This is a genomic window from Nitrospirota bacterium, from assembly GCA_020846775.1.
In the GTDB taxonomy this organism is placed as follows: Bacteria; Nitrospirota; 9FT-COMBO-42-15; order HDB-SIOI813; family HDB-SIOI813; genus RBG-16-43-11.
Window position 1 is genome coordinate 1 of sequence record JADLDG010000072.1, and the last position, 17,689, is coordinate 17,689.

General features: G+C 44.5%; 20 protein-coding genes. 14 read left to right on the forward strand and 6 right to left on the reverse strand.

Features of this window, described 5'->3' with window-relative positions:
- The first annotated feature begins 9 nt into the window (after nucleotides 1-9).
- The 3 genes from IT392_09480 to IT392_09490 are packed head-to-tail and all read left to right on the forward strand — an operon-like array spanning nucleotide 10 to nucleotide 1,809.
- A complete protein-coding gene (locus tag IT392_09480; protein MCC6544717.1) occupies nucleotides 10-966 on the forward strand; it encodes a hypothetical protein in 957 nt (318 codons plus the stop codon).
- Between the two features lie 19 nt (nucleotides 967-985).
- Nucleotides 986-1,405: a cupredoxin domain-containing protein gene (locus tag IT392_09485; GenBank protein MCC6544718.1), complete on the forward strand. Its 420-nt coding sequence runs from the start codon at nucleotides 986-988 to the stop codon at nucleotides 1,403-1,405.
- Nucleotides 1,406-1,437: 32 nt separating this feature from the next.
- Nucleotides 1,438-1,809: a VOC family protein gene (locus tag IT392_09490; GenBank protein ID MCC6544719.1), complete on the forward strand. Its 372-nt coding sequence runs from the start codon at nucleotides 1,438-1,440 to the stop codon at nucleotides 1,807-1,809.
- Nucleotides 1,810-1,911: 102 nt separating this feature from the next.
- Here the strand turns inward: IT392_09490 and IT392_09495 are convergent, their stop codons facing one another.
- From IT392_09495 to IT392_09505, 3 genes are read right to left on the reverse strand one after another with little or no spacing between them, the layout of a single operon-like run.
- Nucleotides 1,912-2,307, reverse strand: coding sequence for an SRPBCC family protein (locus tag IT392_09495; protein ID MCC6544720.1), 396 nt, complete (start codon nucleotides 2,305-2,307; stop codon nucleotides 1,912-1,914).
- Nucleotides 2,308-2,312: 5 nt separating this feature from the next.
- Nucleotides 2,313-2,801 carry a nucleotidyltransferase gene (locus IT392_09500; GenBank protein ID MCC6544721.1) on the reverse strand — a complete coding sequence of 163 codons (489 nt, stop codon included), beginning with the start codon at nucleotides 2,799-2,801 and terminating at the stop codon, nucleotides 2,313-2,315.
- Nucleotides 2,776-3,006: a hypothetical protein gene (locus IT392_09505; GenBank protein ID MCC6544722.1), complete on the reverse strand. Its 231-nt coding sequence runs from the start codon at nucleotides 3,004-3,006 to the stop codon at nucleotides 2,776-2,778. The genes IT392_09500 and IT392_09505 overlap by 26 nt, the downstream gene beginning before the upstream one ends.
- Nucleotides 3,007-3,351: 345 nt before the next feature.
- Between IT392_09505 and IT392_09510 the strand changes: the two genes are divergently transcribed.
- The 4 genes from IT392_09510 to IT392_09525 all read left to right on the forward strand — a co-directional run bounded on the left by IT392_09510 (nucleotide 3,352) and on the right by IT392_09525 (nucleotide 6,515).
- Nucleotides 3,352-3,825, forward strand: a complete 474-nt coding sequence (locus tag IT392_09510; GenBank protein ID MCC6544723.1) for a hypothetical protein — start codon at nucleotides 3,352-3,354, stop codon at nucleotides 3,823-3,825.
- A 69-nt stretch (nucleotides 3,826-3,894) separates the two neighbouring features.
- Nucleotides 3,895-4,782, forward strand: a complete 888-nt coding sequence (locus IT392_09515; GenBank protein MCC6544724.1) for a hypothetical protein — start codon at nucleotides 3,895-3,897, stop codon at nucleotides 4,780-4,782.
- Nucleotides 4,783-4,861: 79 nt separating this feature from the next.
- The gene (truA, locus tag IT392_09520) at nucleotides 4,862-5,638 is read left to right on the forward strand and encodes a tRNA pseudouridine(38-40) synthase TruA (GenBank protein ID MCC6544725.1); all 777 of its coding nucleotides are present in this window, start codon (nucleotides 4,862-4,864) and stop codon (nucleotides 5,636-5,638) included.
- A gap of 76 nt (nucleotides 5,639-5,714) precedes the next feature.
- On the forward strand, nucleotides 5,715-6,515 hold the full coding sequence (locus IT392_09525) for a hypothetical protein (GenBank protein ID MCC6544726.1): 801 nt from the start codon (nucleotides 5,715-5,717) through the stop codon (nucleotides 6,513-6,515).
- Here the strand turns inward: IT392_09525 and IT392_09530 are convergent.
- Nucleotides 6,512-8,416, reverse strand: coding sequence for a hypothetical protein (locus IT392_09530; GenBank protein ID MCC6544727.1), 1,905 nt, complete (start codon nucleotides 8,414-8,416; stop codon nucleotides 6,512-6,514). The two genes, IT392_09525 and IT392_09530, sit on opposite strands and share 4 nt — an antisense overlap.
- A gap of 95 nt (nucleotides 8,417-8,511) precedes the next feature.
- Here IT392_09530 and IT392_09535 point away from each other — a divergent pair, with 95 nt between their 5' ends.
- The 4 genes from IT392_09535 to IT392_09550 all read left to right on the forward strand — a co-directional run bounded on the left by IT392_09535 (nucleotide 8,512) and on the right by IT392_09550 (nucleotide 11,634).
- Complete coding sequence (locus IT392_09535; GenBank protein ID MCC6544728.1) at nucleotides 8,512-8,925, forward strand: hypothetical protein; 414 nt, start codon at nucleotides 8,512-8,514, stop codon at nucleotides 8,923-8,925.
- An 83-nt stretch (nucleotides 8,926-9,008) separates the two neighbouring features.
- Nucleotides 9,009-10,388, forward strand: coding sequence for a TrpB-like pyridoxal phosphate-dependent enzyme (locus tag IT392_09540; protein ID MCC6544729.1), 1,380 nt, complete (start codon nucleotides 9,009-9,011; stop codon nucleotides 10,386-10,388).
- A gap of 128 nt (nucleotides 10,389-10,516) precedes the next feature.
- A complete protein-coding gene (locus IT392_09545; GenBank protein MCC6544730.1) occupies nucleotides 10,517-10,882 on the forward strand; it encodes a response regulator in 366 nt (121 codons plus the stop codon).
- Between the two features lie 131 nt (nucleotides 10,883-11,013).
- Complete coding sequence (locus tag IT392_09550; protein ID MCC6544731.1) at nucleotides 11,014-11,634, forward strand: YceI family protein; 621 nt, start codon at nucleotides 11,014-11,016, stop codon at nucleotides 11,632-11,634.
- A 104-nt stretch (nucleotides 11,635-11,738) separates the two neighbouring features.
- Here IT392_09550 and IT392_09555 read toward each other — a convergent pair whose 3' ends face one another.
- Nucleotides 11,739-12,680, reverse strand: a complete 942-nt coding sequence (locus tag IT392_09555) for a M23 family metallopeptidase (GenBank protein MCC6544732.1) — start codon at nucleotides 12,678-12,680, stop codon at nucleotides 11,739-11,741.
- Nucleotide 12,681: 1 nt separating this feature from the next.
- Between IT392_09555 and IT392_09560 the strand changes: the two genes are divergently transcribed.
- The 3 genes from IT392_09560 to IT392_09570 all read left to right on the forward strand — a co-directional run bounded on the left by IT392_09560 (nucleotide 12,682) and on the right by IT392_09570 (nucleotide 17,419).
- Nucleotides 12,682-14,502 carry a SulP family inorganic anion transporter gene (locus tag IT392_09560; GenBank protein ID MCC6544733.1) on the forward strand — a complete coding sequence of 607 codons (1,821 nt, stop codon included), beginning with the start codon at nucleotides 12,682-12,684 and terminating at the stop codon, nucleotides 14,500-14,502.
- Nucleotides 14,503-14,589: 87 nt separating this feature from the next.
- Nucleotides 14,590-15,933, forward strand: a complete 1,344-nt coding sequence (locus tag IT392_09565; GenBank protein ID MCC6544734.1) for a hypothetical protein — start codon at nucleotides 14,590-14,592, stop codon at nucleotides 15,931-15,933.
- Nucleotides 15,934-16,057: 124 nt separating this feature from the next.
- On the forward strand, nucleotides 16,058-17,419 hold the full coding sequence (locus IT392_09570) for a chloride channel protein (protein MCC6544735.1): 1,362 nt from the start codon (nucleotides 16,058-16,060) through the stop codon (nucleotides 17,417-17,419).
- Between the two features lie 13 nt (nucleotides 17,420-17,432).
- On the opposite strand, the gene IT392_09575 is transcribed toward IT392_09570, so the two are convergent.
- Nucleotides 17,433-17,689 (reverse strand): cell division protein FtsH (locus IT392_09575; protein MCC6544736.1); only part of this gene is annotated, 257 nt, incomplete at its 5' end.

The following is a 17,689-nucleotide window of genomic DNA, read 5'->3' on the forward strand; positions in this document are numbered from 1 at the left end:
GGCGGGGGGATGAGAAATGACCACGGCTGGCAATTCTCGCTTGAAAATCTCCCGATAATGAGGTTTGACAAGGGGGATGAAGATACACTTAAAGAGGCAAGGCTAAATCGTCTTGTCGCCTTAGGGACAGACCTGAGATTTGCCTATCTCCTGTCGCAATCTGAATATACATCAGCCTACAAGAATAGTTTTTTTCCCATGCAGGCTGATTTATATGCCGCGTTTATGCCTCATCGCAACTTTACTTTATACTATCAGGACGGACTTCAGGGAAATAAGGAATTCTTTGGACTTATACATGCCCTCCCTGCCAATGCCCATATCAAATTTGGAAGGTTCCTCCCGCCCTATGGTTTAAAGCTGGATGACCACACCTCCTTTATTCGTGACAAACTTGGATTTGGCAATAACTTTGGTCAGGATTCCGAGGCAGGGCTTGAGGCAGGCTTTGCAAAAGGTTTGTGGTTCGGTAATGCAGCGATATTCAATGGGACACGCAGCGCACCGGACGATAACACGGATAAGGCGATATCAGGCACCGGCGGGATCAAGACACCGCTTTTTTGGCTTGCAGGTTCTTTTTATAGAAACAAGACAGCGGGTATAGCGGGTGAGAAAGATAATTACATCGGGGCGTATACAGCCGTCCACTTCTGGGAACTTTCCCTGTTAGGGGAGTGGGACTGGCTCTATAAAGAAATGAACGGGGGTTCAAAAACTACCGGTAATGCCGCTTATGCGGAGATCAGTGCTGAGTTGATAGAAGGGGTGGCAGCTAAGGTCAAGTATGATTTCTATGACCCTGACCAGGATACATCAGAAGATATTAAGCAACGGATTACCTTGGGAGTTGATATATATCCATACCCGTTTTCAGAGGTCTTGATTCAGTACCGCAAAAATATGGAAGAATCTAACGAGACTCAAAACGATCAGTTTCTGTTAATGGTACATCTATTCTACTAAAAATTTAAGGAGATACACAATGAAACTATTTCAATCCATCGGGATCTCTTGTTTACTGGCCGTCTCTTTATTGATAACAGGTTGCGGAGGTGGTGGCGGGGGTGGTGACAGCAGCAGTGATACAACTACAACTGTTTCGATCATCTCTGGAGCGTCTTTTGCCTGCACAACTGCGTATTCTCCCGACAGTATCACTATCTCAGTGGGTGATACTATTACATGGAAAAATAATGATACTATGGAACATACCGTAACCAGCACAAGTGATAGTGGACCCGCATGCACCGCAGGCGGCGGCTCAACTACTGGATTACCTTTAGACTCCGGTATTATAGAACCCAACGGGATATATTCTCACACCTTTGATGTCGCTGGTACATATCATTATGTTTGCACAATTTCTGGTCATCTAATGAGGGGGACAGTGATAGTGGAGTAAAAAGACAAAAAAGGGGTAAAAGGAGAAATACAATGACAAACAATCCCGTTATCTGGTTTGAAATCTATGTGCAAGACATTGCTCGTGCGAAGAAATTTTACGAATCCGTGTTCCAGGTCAAGTTGGAGAGGCTGAACACTCCTGGAATGGAGATGTGGAGTTTTCCGATGGCAATGGGCCGTGCCGGTGCCTCTGGTGCCATAGTCAAAATGGAAGGAGTCCCTTCCGGCGGCAATAGCACACTGGTTTACTTCAGTTGCACAGATTGTGCTATTGAGGCTGGTCGTGTCGCGGCATCAGGTGGGCGTATTCTAAAAGAGAAGACGTCAATAGGTGAGTACGGTTTCATTTCACTGGCTTTTGACACAGAAGACAATATGTTTGGCCTGCACTCAATGCAATAGGTCCTTAAATAGGGACAGCGCCTATTTATTTGTTGCCGCACAGACTACATAAGTAAGATAAATAGTAGCGGTCCCGAAATTTGAAAAATAAAGGCTGGCCGGCTATTTTTCAAGCAGGGTCTTTAACTTATCCAAATCCCTTGTGACTGCCTTTGCGTCCTCGTCAAACATTTGGTCTGACATGTCTGGTCGCCGGTACAACGTGAAGATTATTTCACTGCCATCGTTATTGGGAAATACGCGCATGGGGTTACAGACTTTAGCTCCGGATGGCAAAGTGACGTCGTGATCCAGAATGCCGAATGTATTTTTGTCAGCGAATTTAACTTTGACTCTTCCCATCGGGGATTCGGCGATCCAGTCACCATTGACGTTCTTTATGGAACCGCTGAGTCCTGCGGCCCATTTGGGCAGATTCTCAGGCTTTGAGACGAATTCGTAAATCTGATCCGCCGGGCGATTGATCGAAACACTGATATGCTGAGATTTAAACGTCATTTATATTAAGGATCGATTTTACGATGCCTTTCAAGATATTCTTTTTTACCCATAAGAAACAGAAGGTCTTCTTTGTCTTTTGGCCTTATACTCTTCTTGGTCTCAATAAGTGTAGAAAGACCACACACTGGGATAATTACTCCTTCAACCTCTATTCGTTCCTTGTCCTTATCAGCCACCTCAAATGAAATATTTCCTATCTTGCCAATAAGATCAATTACGATTTCTTCAGATTCCGGAGCAAACCTTACAATAGCATATTGTTCAACATCATCATCATTAATATTAAATACATCGTCAGATCCAAATACCTTATAAAGCACTTCTTTCATCTTACGTATCGTTTCTGGTGCTGCATCTACGATAAGGTCAATATCATGAGTTGTTCTGTAATATCCATGGAGGATAACAGCACATCCTCCAACTACTATGTATTTTATTCCTGCGCGATTAAGTGCATCACACAACCTAACTAATTCTTTTTTTAGTTCCATTCTTTACCCAAAATCCTATTTCCCATGCTTCAGCTTCTTCAAATGTTTTGAATTTATAGACTCCATGTGTAAATGGAACCTTGATGTGAAATATAAGCGCTTTATGCAGATATGCCTTATCAGGATTAAAATGCCAGTTTATACCTTTCCCGGCACTTTCAAATCTATCCGCATCTTCAAATGTTTTGAATTTTAGTATAGTCATTAATATACCCCGATTTTGTTTATATGAGGTTAAAATAACAGGGTGAGAACTTCCTGTCAATCAGGCTCACCGGTTTGCGGCTGAAAAATTCCCTGAGCGAGCATTTTGTTGGTTTGTTGAGGTTAATAGGGGTCGGACCACAATCCTTCTGACAATCCTTCTGATTTACAAGGGAAGTGATTCCGATAAATAGGTGTCATACCTTGATTTTTGAATTAAGCAGACTCCAGCATCTGTCGAAAAGAACTATTGAAAGCGGATTCGGATAGAGTAAATACAGGATAACAAATGCGGTATAACATGGTGCAGAATCGGACTAACTGCACCGGAGCTTGGGAGATAGGCGTGGACTCCTGGAAAACTCAGAGTAATCCCGGCAATCAGACATTGCTCTCAGTGGCTGGCGCTGTGGTCGGCCTGGTCCTGGTTGTCGGATTTCGCAACTTCAGTGGTTCCGGTACAAACGCCATTGCGGGGTTTCTATTGGGGCTGCTCCTGCTTCTGATCGGAGTCATTGGTTTCCTGGTGAGCGGTAAGCAGACGGTTATCGTTGACCCGAAGGCGCGTTGCATCACTATAGAGGACTCGAATCGCTTTGGCACAAAGAAACGATTGATTCCGTTTATAGAAGTCGTTGACATTGGCATCGGCTATCTCGGGAAGAAATCGAACTACGTAGGGTGGTACTACCTCGTGTTAAAACTCAGAAGCGGAGAGAAGTATTCGTTATTCTCTCCAGGTCGCTTCTTCGAGGGCGGATCGGACCGATCCACTGTGATGAGTTGGAAACAGCGCCTTGAGCAGTACCTCGGACAGTAGTGCTTTGCCGCTTTATTCTACCTGAAATGATATTGTTTTCATGTTCCTGATATAATAATCAACAGGAACATGAAAACAGTAATCTTTATATTCTTCCTAATTATATTGTTCTCCATACCGGCCCATTCGGTTGAGTTTGAAATCATACAGACACATGAGGTTACAATCAAATACGAAAAGGGTTTGCGTGGCGTTTCTAATGAGATTTCCAGCTTAATCCCGATATTAAAGGGAGAGATTCATAAGAGTACAGGGCTCCACTTCGATTTCCCTTTTGACATCATCATATATAGAGATCGGACAACCTTCCGGAGATTAGTGAACAATGACATAATTGCTGCATTTGCTATACCGGGGAAAAACCTGATTGTATTAGACTACTCACAATTTCGATATGACCCACTAACCCTTAAGCTAATAATTATGCATGAGATGTGTCACCTGATTCTCCATAAGAATATAGCAGGAAATAATCTTCCAAGGTGGTTTGACGAGGGCCTGTCTCAATGGGTCAGCAGCGGTATAAATGAAATAGTTTACCCAAGGTCTACAGATGCCTTAAAAAAGGCCATGTTAAATGATAACTTACTGCCATTTTCAGAGATATCCGAAGATCTGCCGTTTGACCCTGCTGACCTTATATTATCATATGAGCAGGGCAAGAGCATGGTAGATTACATCGGACAAAGATACGGAGCAAAATCAATAAAGGGGATCATTTCAAGATTAAGCAGTGGTGTCGGATTCAATGATGCGGTGAGAGATGAATTAGGATCAGAATTTACAAATATTGAGAAGAAATGGAGGAGGGATAAGGGAAAGCATCAGTACATATGGCTGGCCTATATTTCTGATCACATCTACCTGATTTTGTTTTTCATGGCGGCATTTTTAACTATATTTGGATATGTCAGGCTGAAAAAAAGAATGAGGGATTATCAGGATGATGAGATGTAGGCAGAATCGTCTTCTTTTCCTTTCCCTTGTTAAACTCCCTTACAAAGACTATAATTGATGAGTTAAATTGGGGGAAATAATGAGCCGGTTTAAACTATATATCGAATACGAAGGCACCCGCTTCAGGGGGTGGCAGATTCAGAAGAATGCCCGATCTGTTCAGGGTGAGATCAGCTTTGCTATTAAAAAAATCTTTTATCCGGACGATTTTGATTTTCAAGGCTCCGGCAGGACAGATGCAGGGGTTCATGCACTGAAGCAGGTAGCACATCTTGAGGTTAAAACGAAACTCCCTCCGGAAATTATCAGGATGAAACTTAACGATGAAATGCCTGCTGATATAAATATTCTCGGAGTTGAAAAGGCGCCGCAGAGTTTCCATGCAAGGCATGATGCAGTCTGCAGGAGTTATGTTTATCAGATATCCCGAAGGAGAACCGCATTTGGCAAGAAATATGTGTGGTGGATAAAAGATAAACTTGATATTGAAAAGATGAAACAGGCTGCGGAATTATTTGTCGGGATGAAGGATTTTAAATCATTTACGGATGATGATCCCGAAGAGAAATCAACCAGAGTCAAGGTGGAGGAGATACAGATTAAGGAATCCGGGGATCTGATATTAATACGAATTACAGGTTCGCATTTTATCTGGAAAATGGTCAGAAGGGTTGTCGGTGTGCTTGCTGAGGTTGGCAGAGGAAAACTTACAATTGGAAAAGTTGAGGAGTTTATAAAAACAAAATCAGCTGAGCCGGCTAAGCTTACTGCTCCGCCATCTGGATTATTTCTTGAGCACGTTTCTTATAAAGATGATATGAAGAGTCCTGAGCTTACACCTTTGATTAAAATATAAGACAATACAGGTTCAAATTTCAGGAATCATGGGGTTATCGTCTTTGAATGCTGCATACAATGTCGAGAGGGATTAAATGAAAAAGTTTGAAGTTTGCATAAGAGGGACGAATTTTCTGATTAAATCAGGCAGTCAGGTGAAGCAAAATGGTTTCTATGCTGCAAGGTTCATAGAAGCAAACGACAGCTCAGAAGCACTTGAAAGTGTTATGGGGGCAATCAAGGCTGAACTTAAGGATGTTGTGTTGAATGAAAAGTCTAACCCGCCGAAGGTGACGGTTGAGGATGTCTATGAAGTTTACTATTTCGGGGATAAGATATTGTGGGAAGGCAGGAATCTGCCTCCGGAAGGCTTTGTCTGGGATGAAGAGGTTGTTAGTGAATCAGCGGGGTCGGCGGCAAGCTCATCGCCAAATCCGTTAGAGGGGAAGCTGCCGACCTTATGGAACCGGATACAGCAGAAGGATATTCATATCCATTCTATTTTTATCCATTTTACAAACTCCCTGTATCCTGTTGCTATACTCTTCATGTTTCTGTTTCTCTTGTTTGGCAACACCTCATTCCATCAAACATATTTCTACATTATGGTGCTGGCTACCTTCAGTGTGCCTGTTTCATATCTGACAGGCCTCCTTGAGTGGAGGAAGAGATTCAAAGGCATAATGATCCCGATCTTCGCCGCTAAGATTAAATATGGAGTAGTGGTATTTATTATCGGAGGATGCTCGACCTTATGGCACTATCTCTCTCCATCTATTTTAGTGCGGGGAGACATTCTAAGTGTGCTTTTTATCCTTCTTAATATTTCTATTATGGTGCCTTTGATATATCTGGGTCACCTTGGCGGGATAATTGTTTATGAGGGGCTTGATTAAGGAATATCCTTAAAGAAACGTTCTACATCTTCTGCAGAATGAACAATATCCATCGCCGGCAGTGATGATATGATCATCTTTCCGTAAGAATTTCTGACAAGACGGGAATCAAGTATGGCAACCACCCCTCTGTCACTTGTCCCCCTGATAAGCCGTCCTACACCCTGCCGCAGAAGCAGTATTGCTGACGGGAGGGCGAGGTGTGAAAACCAGCGTTCACCGAGCCTCCTGCAACGCTCTTCATAAACCGGGTCACCCGGTGACCGGAATGGGAGTTTAATGATTACTACCAGGCTCAACTGCTCTCCCCTTATATCAATTCCCTGCCAGAAGGTTGTGGTCGCAAGGAGAACCGGATTATCTGTTTCTTTAAACCACTTAATAAGTTTTGAAGGGGGCATATCCCCCTGTGATTTGCATGGGTACTCCGTATTGATATTTTTTGAGACAAGCCGGAGGTGATTGTATGAAGTGAACAACACAAGCGCCCTTCCCCTGGAGCTGTTGATCAGTCTCTCGATTACCGCTACGGATTTCTGATTAAATATCTCGCTGTTTTCCTTAGCTGGCGGCGGCAGCTCTTTGTCAACATAAAGGAGCGCCTGCTTTTGATAATCGAATGGTGATTCGATCACATTTTCTTCAAAGTCTGTGATGCCGAGACGCTCCTTTAAAAAATCAAAACTGTTCATTACTGAAAGCGTGGCAGAAGTCATTACGACACCATCATATCCTTTTGTAAGGACTTCAAAAGGCCTCATTACCTCAACCATATCACTTCTAAATTCCAGATACCCCTTATTCCAGGTCAAGTAATAAACCTTGTCAGTGTCACACTGCTCAATAAAATCCCGGATATCCTTTGATACAGCCTTAACATAGTTAATAGTCGTTTCAATACGGTCTGTCAATTCAGGGGAGGCTATGTTGAATAGTTCGATATTGGGATTTCCCGGCTGTTCGCTCATAGTAGTTGCTGCTGTCCGTTTGTATGATTCCAGTCTCATGACGGCAGTATCAAGCGAGAGCATTCCATGAAGATTTCGCAGTCCCTCAATAACGGTATCAGGGACAGGAAATATGCACTGAGCCGATGAATTTCTATTTCCCTGAAATGATGCGCTCCCCCTGAAGAAAGACTCTACCGGGCCAAACAATTCATCAACATATATCTTTAAGCCCCTTAACCTGTGAAGGATCCACGATATCCTTGAAAAGCTGATAGTACTTCCCATGACAGCAGAAAGCACATTTTCCATCTGATGCGCCTCATCAATTATTAACCGGCTGTGAAAAGGTAGGAGATTGAATTCAGATAGGAGGTCATATACGAGCAGATGGTGGTTCACTACAAGTATGTCTGCATTGTGCAGCTGCCTGTAATGGCGGTAATAAAAACATTCCTCGTACCAGGGGCACAACTTTCCACTGCAGTCATCAGGGTCAGCAGAGACACTTCCCCAGAAGTCAGGTATAAAGTGGAGTTCGTCCTTATCTCCTGACCTGGTTGAATCGCACCACTTCTTGAATTTCTTATAAGCCTCTCCAGTGTCAGCATACTCTTTCTCCCGCTTCAGGCAGAGATAATTATTCTTACCCTTGAGTAGTGCGAAGGTGAAGTCATATGGGAGGTTTTCATGAAGGAATACCAGGTCTTTTTTCACAAGCTGTTCCTGCAAAGCTATAGAAACAGTCGAGACTATCGTCTTTTCCTGAGAGAGTATTGCCGGGATAAGATAGGCAAATGACTTGCCGACACCTGTTCCTGCCTCAATAAGGAACCTCTTTTTATCCTGAAGACATGCGAAGACCTGCCCCGCCATTTTAATCTGCTGAGGTCTTTCTTCATAGTCGGGAAGAGATTGTTTTAAGTGCTTAAATGCCTGCAGAAGTTCTTCCATCGCTCACCGGGGTTATTCCAACATTCTATGTTTTATTGACCGTGAATGCAATATAAGGTATAACCAAAGATGAATAAAAACAGAGGAGGTGTACTATGGCAGATGTAATTCGTAAAGTTGTATATTATAAGACTGAAGTTCCTGATAAGCCCGGAGAGGGGGCCAGGATTCTCAGTGCCTTCAAGGCAGGAGGGGTTAATATGCTTGCATTCAGCGGGTTCCCCAGCGGCAGGCGTGCTCAAATGGATTTTATTCCTGAGGATGAGGCGCTGTTTAAGAAGGCTGCAAAGACAGCAGGTCTCAGGCTTAGTCCGAAGAAAACCGGTTTCTTAGTGCAGGGTAATGACCGGGTTGGCGCTGTCTCCGGGATTATGACTAAAGTAGCTGAGGCAAAGATTAATATTACTGCACTGGATGCAATAGTTGCCGGGGGAGGGCGCTACGGCGTTATCTTCTGGGTAAAGCCTGCTGATGTAAGAAAGACGGCAAAATTGCTCGACGCAAAATAAAAGACATATTATTATGGAACAGGTATGTTTTCAGGGGACAGAATTAATATCTGTCCCCAACATGGCTGTCTATGTTTTTGTGAATGGAGGATCACACTGTGGATGATACAAAGATATTTCTATCTGAAGATGAAATGCCTACTCACTGGTACAATATAGTTGCGGATTTCCCAAAGCCTTTACCACCGGTACTTCATCCAGGGACTGGACAGCCTATTGGTCCGGATGACTTAGCCCCCCTCTTTCCTATGGACCTGATTATGCAGGAGGTCAGCCAGGAGAGATTCATAGAGATACCAAAGGAAGTAAGGGATGTATACAGATTGTGGCGTCCTTCCCCTCTTGTAAGGGCGAGACGTTGGGAAAAGGCCCTTGGTACTCCTGCCAGGATCTACTACAAATGGGAAGGGGTCAGCCCTGCAGGAAGCCACAAGCCGAATACAGCCGTTGCTCAGGCATATTATAATAAAAAGGCCGGTATCACGAGAATTACAACTGAGACAGGCGCAGGTCAATGGGGGAGTGCACTTGCCTTTGCCTGTAATCTCTTTGGAATAGAATGTAAGGTCTATATGGTGCGGGTCAGTTATGATCAGAAACCCTATCGCCGCATCATGATGGAGGCATGGGGCGCTAAGTGTATCTCCAGCCCGAGCAATGAAACCGCTGCAGGAAGGAAAATCCTGGAAAAGTATCCTGATACGCCAGGCTCACTTGGTATAGCCATTAGCGAGGCGGTTGAAGAAGCGGCAAGCCGGGATGATACCAAATATTCTCTGGGTAGTGTGTTAAACCACGTAATGCTTCACCAGACAGTTATAGGACTTGAGACGAAAATACAATTTGAAAAGGTCGGAGAATATCCGGATGTTGTCATAGGTTGTGCGGGCGGAGGATCTAATTTTGCAGGTTTGGCGATTCCCTTTGTGAGAGATAAGATCATTGACGGGAGGGATATTAAGGTGATTGCCGTTGAACCTACAGCTTGTCCTACTCTGACAAAAGGGCTTTATCGTTATGATTTCGGAGATACTGCTTGTACAACGCCGCTGATCAAGATGTTTACGCTTGGTCATGATTTCATGCCGGCCCCTATCCATGCAGGAGGCCTTCGTTATCATGGCATGGCCCCGATAGTGTGCCACATGTATGACCTTGGTTTGATCGAAGCAAGGGCGTACCATCAGAATCCGGTGTTTGAAGCAGCGCTTAGTTTTACAAGGGCCGAAGGGCATCTCCCTGCACCTGAGACAGCGCATGCAGTCAGGGCAACTATGGACGAGGCACTGCGCTGCAAGGAAACCGGCGAGGCCAGGGTAATAGTATTCAATGCGAGCGGGCACGGACATTTTGACCTGACATCATATCAGAAATACATGGCCGGTGAATTAAAGGATTTTGACTATCCGGAGGATGAGCTGCAGCGGTCGCTCAAAAACCTCCCTAAAACAGGTAATGAGTGAGTTGCTGTTCTTAATCCATCTTTAATGTTTAACCCTGTATACTGATAGCCCTGAGGTAATATGCATGAATTAACTGAACTGTTCAGTACAGTCAGTTATAAGCATGCTGAAGTATATGGAGGTGACACATGAATATTCTTTTAGTGGAAGACGAGCAGACTCTTGCATCAACCCTTAAAGAGGGGCTTGAAATGGACGGTCACTTTGTTGATATTGCAGGTGACGGTACGGACGGGATGTCTAAGGCGGAACAGCATCCAAACGATGTCATTATCATGGATGTCATCCTCCCGTTGATGGACGGATTAACAACACTGAGCGCACTTAGGGAGAAGGGGATAATGACCCCGGTGATCCTGCTTACAGCAGATGATGCTGTCGTGAATCAGACAAAAAGAGCAGATGTTGCTGCCAGTGAATACCCGGTTGGCCAGCTGGCTCTGGGTCTGCTTGTCTCAAAGGTTCGGTATCTGCTGCGCAAGTCATTGCATTAATCTCTATTTTCTGTTACATTCCTTCTAAAGCCATGAGGTGAGAAGGCTGTCCGCCAATAATGTCTTTTTTGGCAGGTAAAGTCTGCCCAGCGCTTGATTCTCATAGTTATTCAATTCATCAGGAGGGGAAAATGATTCGTAAATCTAAAATAAGTCTGGGTGTTTTGTTACTTCTCACTTTTTTTCTAATCTTTGGCTCTGGTATCAGCAGGGCTGAGCTTGCCCGGTATGATATTGACCCGGATCACTCCTCTATAGAGTTCAGTGTTGCCCACATGGTGGTTTCAAAGACAAAGGGCCGGTTTACAGACTATAATGGTTTCGTGGAAATGGATCCTGATGGATTGAAGATTAAGGCTATAGAAGCTGTAATTAACACGGCATCGGTAAATACCATGCATGAAAAGCGGGATGACCATCTCAAAAATGAAGATTTCTTTAACGTTGAGAAATTTCCTACAATGACATACAAGATGAAGTATTCGCGTAAAGAGGGAAGCAACATTATTGCAATCGGTGATCTGACAATGCTGGGTGTAACCAAAGAGGTCACACTGACTGGGAAGTTTAACGGTATTGTTAAGGACCCTTATGGAAATACGCGTGCAGGGTTTACAGGAGAGGGAAAGTTGAACAGAAAAGACTTCGGGATGAACTGGAGCAAACTGCTGGACAGCGGTGGGATGGTTGTCGGCGACGAGATAACTCTCAAACTCGAGATGGAATGCATTAAGGCCACTCCGGCAAAATGATTCAGAATCTTCTAACGCTGCAGCATTTGAGTTCCTGAAACAAGTTCAGGATGACAGACTCGATTCTTGTGACAACTTGTTATCCATTTATTGAGCTGGTAGTTTCACTCCAATGACTTGAGGTTTATGATGGACAGAGGGTTTATCCTTGCGTTGTTGAGCCTGACTCCCCAGTGAAGGTGCGGTCCTGTTGCCCTTCCTGTCTTGCCGACCTTTGCAACAACCTCTCCCTTCTTAACATATGCCCCCTCCTCAACCAGAATCTCTGACAGGTGGAAATACATTGTGAAGAGGCCGAGGCCGTGGTCAATGATCAGCGTCTTACCACTGAAGAACTGGTCATCTTTGAAAATGGCCCTGCCGCTGTTTGATGCCTTAACTGGTGCACCTTCAGGGGCATCAACATCAACACCTGTGTGGGGACTTTTCTGTTCCCCATTGATGATCCTCCTTAAACCGAAATCATCTGACATGTCTCCTGCGACAGGCGGTAGGAATTTGCCATTCCATAAACGGTCCTCTGTGAAGATCTCCCATACCCTTCCAATCTTTTCTTTCTCAATATCTACCTGCTTTAATGTTTCCTCATCCAGTGTTACCTTGGACGGGGGGAGGGTTAGCTTCTGTGTCCCGAAATTGGCAGATTTAATCCTGAATTGATACTCCTTCCTGGTTTTCCCATTTCTGTCCTCAATAGTAAGTGTGAGTTTATAACGATCCGGTTTTGTATCCATGTCAATTCCAATCAATGCTGAATATTTACTGCCCCGGACATTTTTATAGAAATTGACCGGTTTATTAAACATGGACCCGGACAGCATCTTTATCCCATGCGTGTCCTCAACATTTACCAGCAGTACCTCTCCCTGTTTTAAGTTTTGTGACGAGAATGATATCTTTGCAGCGGTTTTGGCAAATAGATATGGAGGGTAAGCAAAGGATAGTATTGCAATTATAAAGATAAGGAAGTATTTATTAAAAAGGGTGGTCACAGGCCTTGCATTATAGCATTGCAATGCTATAATGCAAGGCTTAACCCCTGACATTATGAAATACAGACTCCTGACTCATCGCCTGTTCAGGCTTGTTCCAGCACTCGATTCCCTCAGGAAATATTCTCCTAACTTATTCTACAGGGACCTTATGGCAGGGCTGACTGTCGCTGCTGTTGCAATACCTCAGGCAATGGCATATGCTGCCATTGCAGGCATCCCGGTTAAATACGGTCTTTACACGGCCATTGTGATGACTGCGGTAGGCGCCCTTTTTGACTCATCCAAACACCTTATCAATGGTCCTACCAATGCTATTTCCATCGCATTGCTCAGTGCACTTGGGCCATTTGCCGAATCAGACCGGATTGCGATGGCAGTACTTCTTGCCCTTTTTATAGGACTTATACAGATCGGCATTACACTATTCAGGCTGGGCGATTTGTCACGCTATATTTCGAATTCAGTGATTGTAGGATTTACAGCCGGGGCAGCGGTCCTTCTTGTCCTTGACCAGCTCAAGAACCTGGTTGGACTTTCAGGCGGCGGAGTACCTGAAGACCACTTCGTCAAGAGGTTTTATCTGACTATAACCGAGGGCGGTCCTATTGATGGGCAGACACTGGCGATAGGAATAGGCACCATAGTGTTTATTATAAGCATACGCTGGTTGAGCAGCCGTATAGGCAGGCAGATACCTGAGTTAATGATCGTTATTATTATTACTGCAGCAATTGTATGGGGGTTTGATCTGGCTCAGGAAAGTTCGAATAGCGCTGAAATTAAGCATGGAATTGCAGTTGTTGGCGAAGTTCCGCGTGAACTGCCGTCATTTGTTATTCCGTCCGGTAACTGGGGCCAGGTGCGACAACTATCAGGTAGTGCCCTCGCAATTGCTATATTGGGCTTGCTTGAGGCGATCTCAATGGCAAAGGCTATAGCCGCCAACACCAAACAAAAACTTGATATTAACCAGCAATGCCTCAGTGAAGGTCTGGCGAACCTCACCGGAAGTTTTTTTCAGTGTTTTCCCGGTTCAGGATCACTTACAAGATCGGCCATCAATCACCATGCCGGTGCTGCGACACAATGGTCGGGTGTGTTTTCCGCTGTAGCAGTGGGGGCCTTCGTCCTGTTGTTTGCACCTCTCGCACAATATATACCGCGTGCAACCCTGGCAGGGATCCTGATTGTGTCTGCATGGCGAATGCTTGATTATGAAAGGCTTAAGTATTACATAAGAACCACAAGGTTTGATGCAGGCATTGTTCTGGCCACAGCTTTTTCTGCTGTTGCAGTATCAGTGGAATTCTGCGTAATGATCGGTACATTCCTCTCGTTTATATTTTATGTGCCGCGTGCTGCAATGATGCATCTTACTGAACTGATAATTACCTCTGACAGGGTAATTCGGGACAGGATGCACGGTGATCCTCACTGCAACCGCATGTTGATATATGACATGGAGGGTGAGTTGTTCTTTGGGTCGGCTCAGAACCTTGAAAAGGCGCTGTTGAGGATTGAGCACCGAACCGTTGAGGGTATTCGCATCATAGTGCTGAGGCTGAAAAGGGTGCGTAATCCGGACGCGGTCTGTCTGAGCCTGCTGGAAGACTTCCTGGAGCGTATGGAACACAATGGAATAACTGTCTTGTTGTGCGGGATCAGGCAGGACATGTTCAAGGTCTTTGAAAATATAGGACTTACAACACGGCTTGGACCAAACCGTATATATACTGAAAGTGATGCTGCGTGGTCAAGCACCCTTGCTGCAGTCCGTGACGCCCACAATATGCTTGGCGGCGACCTATGCTCTCATTGCCCTGTTGCAACTAAAAAGGCCAGCGATGATAATAAGTGGCATTATATAATTTAAGTCAGATGTAATATTATTGTAATCATTACTGACTGCCCGCGTTGTCTTGACATTACAACTTCCAAGTTGTTATTATGCCCGCATAATATGCACTTTAAATTGTCTCATTATACATCTGTTATAATATCCCTTTTCTTCTTTATCCTTCTTCCTGGTTGTAATCACAATAAAAAGGTCTGGATCAACGATTGGAAAGAGACGAGTTCTCTTAGCACGCCGCGGGTAGGAGCTGGTGTTGTCATTGTCAATGGTATCATTTATGTGATCGGCGGCGTAGATGGAAAGACATTTCTCGACACAACTGCTTATGCAAAAATTCAATCCGATGGCTCTTTGGGGCCCTGGCAAACCGGGCCAAAACTCAATGAGGAGAGAGGATTCATAGGGGCAGCAGTCTACAGGGACTATATTTACGTGGTAGGCGGAGGCAAAGGTGCTTATGGACAAGATCTGCTGCGTTCAGTTGAAAGGGCACATATCCAGTCAGATGGAAGTCTTGGCGCCTGGGAAAAAGAAAAATATCAATTAGTAATTCCCAGGCGCTGCAATGAAGTGGCAGTTGTTGGCAATGAAATCTATTCTTTTGGCGGATATGGCGGAGCCCTGCTTGACAGTGTTGAAAAGGCCGGGTTTCTGGTAGATGGGAACACAGGGGATTGGAGTATAGAAAAAGAGAGAATGACCATACCCCGCTACATTCATGGTATCCAGAAGTGGGAGAATAACATCTACATAATAGGCGGACACGACCAGATTAAGGGCATAGGCATCACTGATGTCGAATGGTCAGGCTTTGATAAAGAGGGGAAATCTTATAAGGCATGGAAGACAACAAGCCCATTGCAGGTTGGCCGTTATGGATTAGCGTCAGCAGTCCATAACGGTTATATATATTCTCTTGGCGGGCTGTCAGGACCGGAGTATCTGGACAGTATTGAGAAGAGCAGAATTGATACGGCCGGCGGACTCAGCGGGTGGCAGTTGATGCCAACCCTCTTGCCTCAGACGAGGGCAACCTTTGCCGCTGTTACATATAAGAATTGGATTTATATATTAGGAGGCACCAACAGGGATGGCTACTTTTCCAGTGTTTATTACTCCACATTTAATGATGACGGTGACATCGGATTCTGGGGAACAAAATCTGAAGCCAGTGCGTATAAAACAAGAATGGAAGAACGGAGCAGGAAGGGATTGGAACTTCCGAATGAAGGGGTGGCTCAGAAGGTCATCCAGGTCTCTGCATACACTTATATTGAGGTAAGAAATAAGGATGGTATTTCGTGGATCGCGGGTCCCAAAACCGATCTTAGGCCTGATACGGTTATTCGCTACAGCAAAGGCGTGTACATGTCCAATTTTTACAGTAAGGAACTCCAGCGAAGTTTTCCATCAATCCTGTTTGTAAGTGCCGTAAAAAAAATTGATTGAACTTCATGTACATTAAAGAATAGCCCGGAAAGAATAGCCAGGGGATCCCTGAATTCTGCAATTTATTAATATGTCCATGAGTAGAATATGCTAAACTGAATCGTTATTCACAGAATGATAAATAATGTACAAGAGCATTGAAGAACAGACAGTCCTATTCATCAGTATCCTGAAATGGGTCTTTCTTGCGACAGTGATTGGCCTCATTGTGGGGTCAGCAACTACTCTGTTTATAATCTCGTTAAATAAAAGTATTGCTTTCACCGGTCAATATTCTTATTATTTTCTCTTCCTCCCCCTTACCTTATTCATTAGCGCTTTCATGGTCAAATATTTTGCACCTGAGGCTGCGGGACACGGAACCGAGAAAGTGATCGAAGCGATTCATAAATATTCGGGTAAAATAAGGGGGGTAGTCATCCCTCTTAAGTTAGCCATCACCATATTGACCATTGCTTCCGGGGGTTCCGCTGGAAAAGAAGGTCCCTGTGCCCAGATAGGAGGGGGGCTTTCATCAATGTTTGCCAGTATTTTCAGATTTGATGATCAGGATCGCAAAAAACTGGTGATATGCGGTATAAGCGCGGGATTCGCATCTGTATTCGGAACTCCAATAGCCGGTGCAATTTTTGGTGTGGAGGTTCTCTTCGTCGGAAGTATACTTTATGATGTTCTTCTTCCATCATTCATCTCAGGCCTGATAAGCTATCAGGTTTCGTCGGCACTGGGTATTACCTATTTTTATCATCCTTTCGAATTTGTTCATGTCTTCAGCAAGTTGTTTTTCATGAAAGTCGTCATTGCCGGTATATTCTTTGGTCTCTGTTCCTTTATGCTGATAGAAGCAATGAAAATAGTGGATAGTGGGTCCAGGAAAATCAGGTTGTGGTCTCCGCTGCAAGGTGTGGTAGGCGGTGTTATCATAGTCATGCTTACCCTCATTTTTTCCACGAGATATCTCGGACTCGGTTTAGAAACAATAGAGTTTTATCTTCAGGGCGGACAGGCGGCCTGGTATGATTTTATCTTAAAGTCTGTTTTTACAAGCATTACCCTCTGTTTTCATGGAAGCGGTGGGATCATCACCCCTATATTCTTTATTGGTTCCAGCGCAGGAAGCCTCTTTGCCGGAGTCCTGGGAGAGGACATTGCCACCTTTGCTGCGATTGGACTGGTCAGTGTATTGGCAGGGGCAGCCAATACACCTATCGCAGCAAGTATTCTGGCCGTGGAACTCTTTGGACCCAAAATAGCCCCTTATTGCGCGGTGTCCTGTGTTATAAGCTTCCTGATGACCGGACACAGGAGCGTCTATCCATCTCAGGTGCTGGCAGTCAAGAAATCTTCCTCCATAAATGTTGAGTTAGGGGAGGAAGTAGAATCGCTGAAACCGGAATTTAAGGCACGGGACCACAGTCTGTCATCTGCAGGTCTGAATCTGGCCAGAAAGATGAAGAAAGATAAAAAAAACCATGATGATCAATGAGGCATGGATGCTCCTATTCTTTAGAACCCTCTATTATCCTCTCCACATCGGCCCTATCGAGGATTTCTTCCTTAATCAGTGCTTCTGCAAGGGCATCAAGCGCAGCTCTTTTTCCACTCAATATCTCAGTTGCCTTTGATTCTGCATCAATTATCATCTTCTGAATCTCCTGGTCCATGACCCAGGCCATCTCCTCGCTGTAGCGTTTAGGTAGTGACAGTTCCCTGCCAAGGAACGGATGTTCTTCTCCACGGCCGAGATTTACAGGAC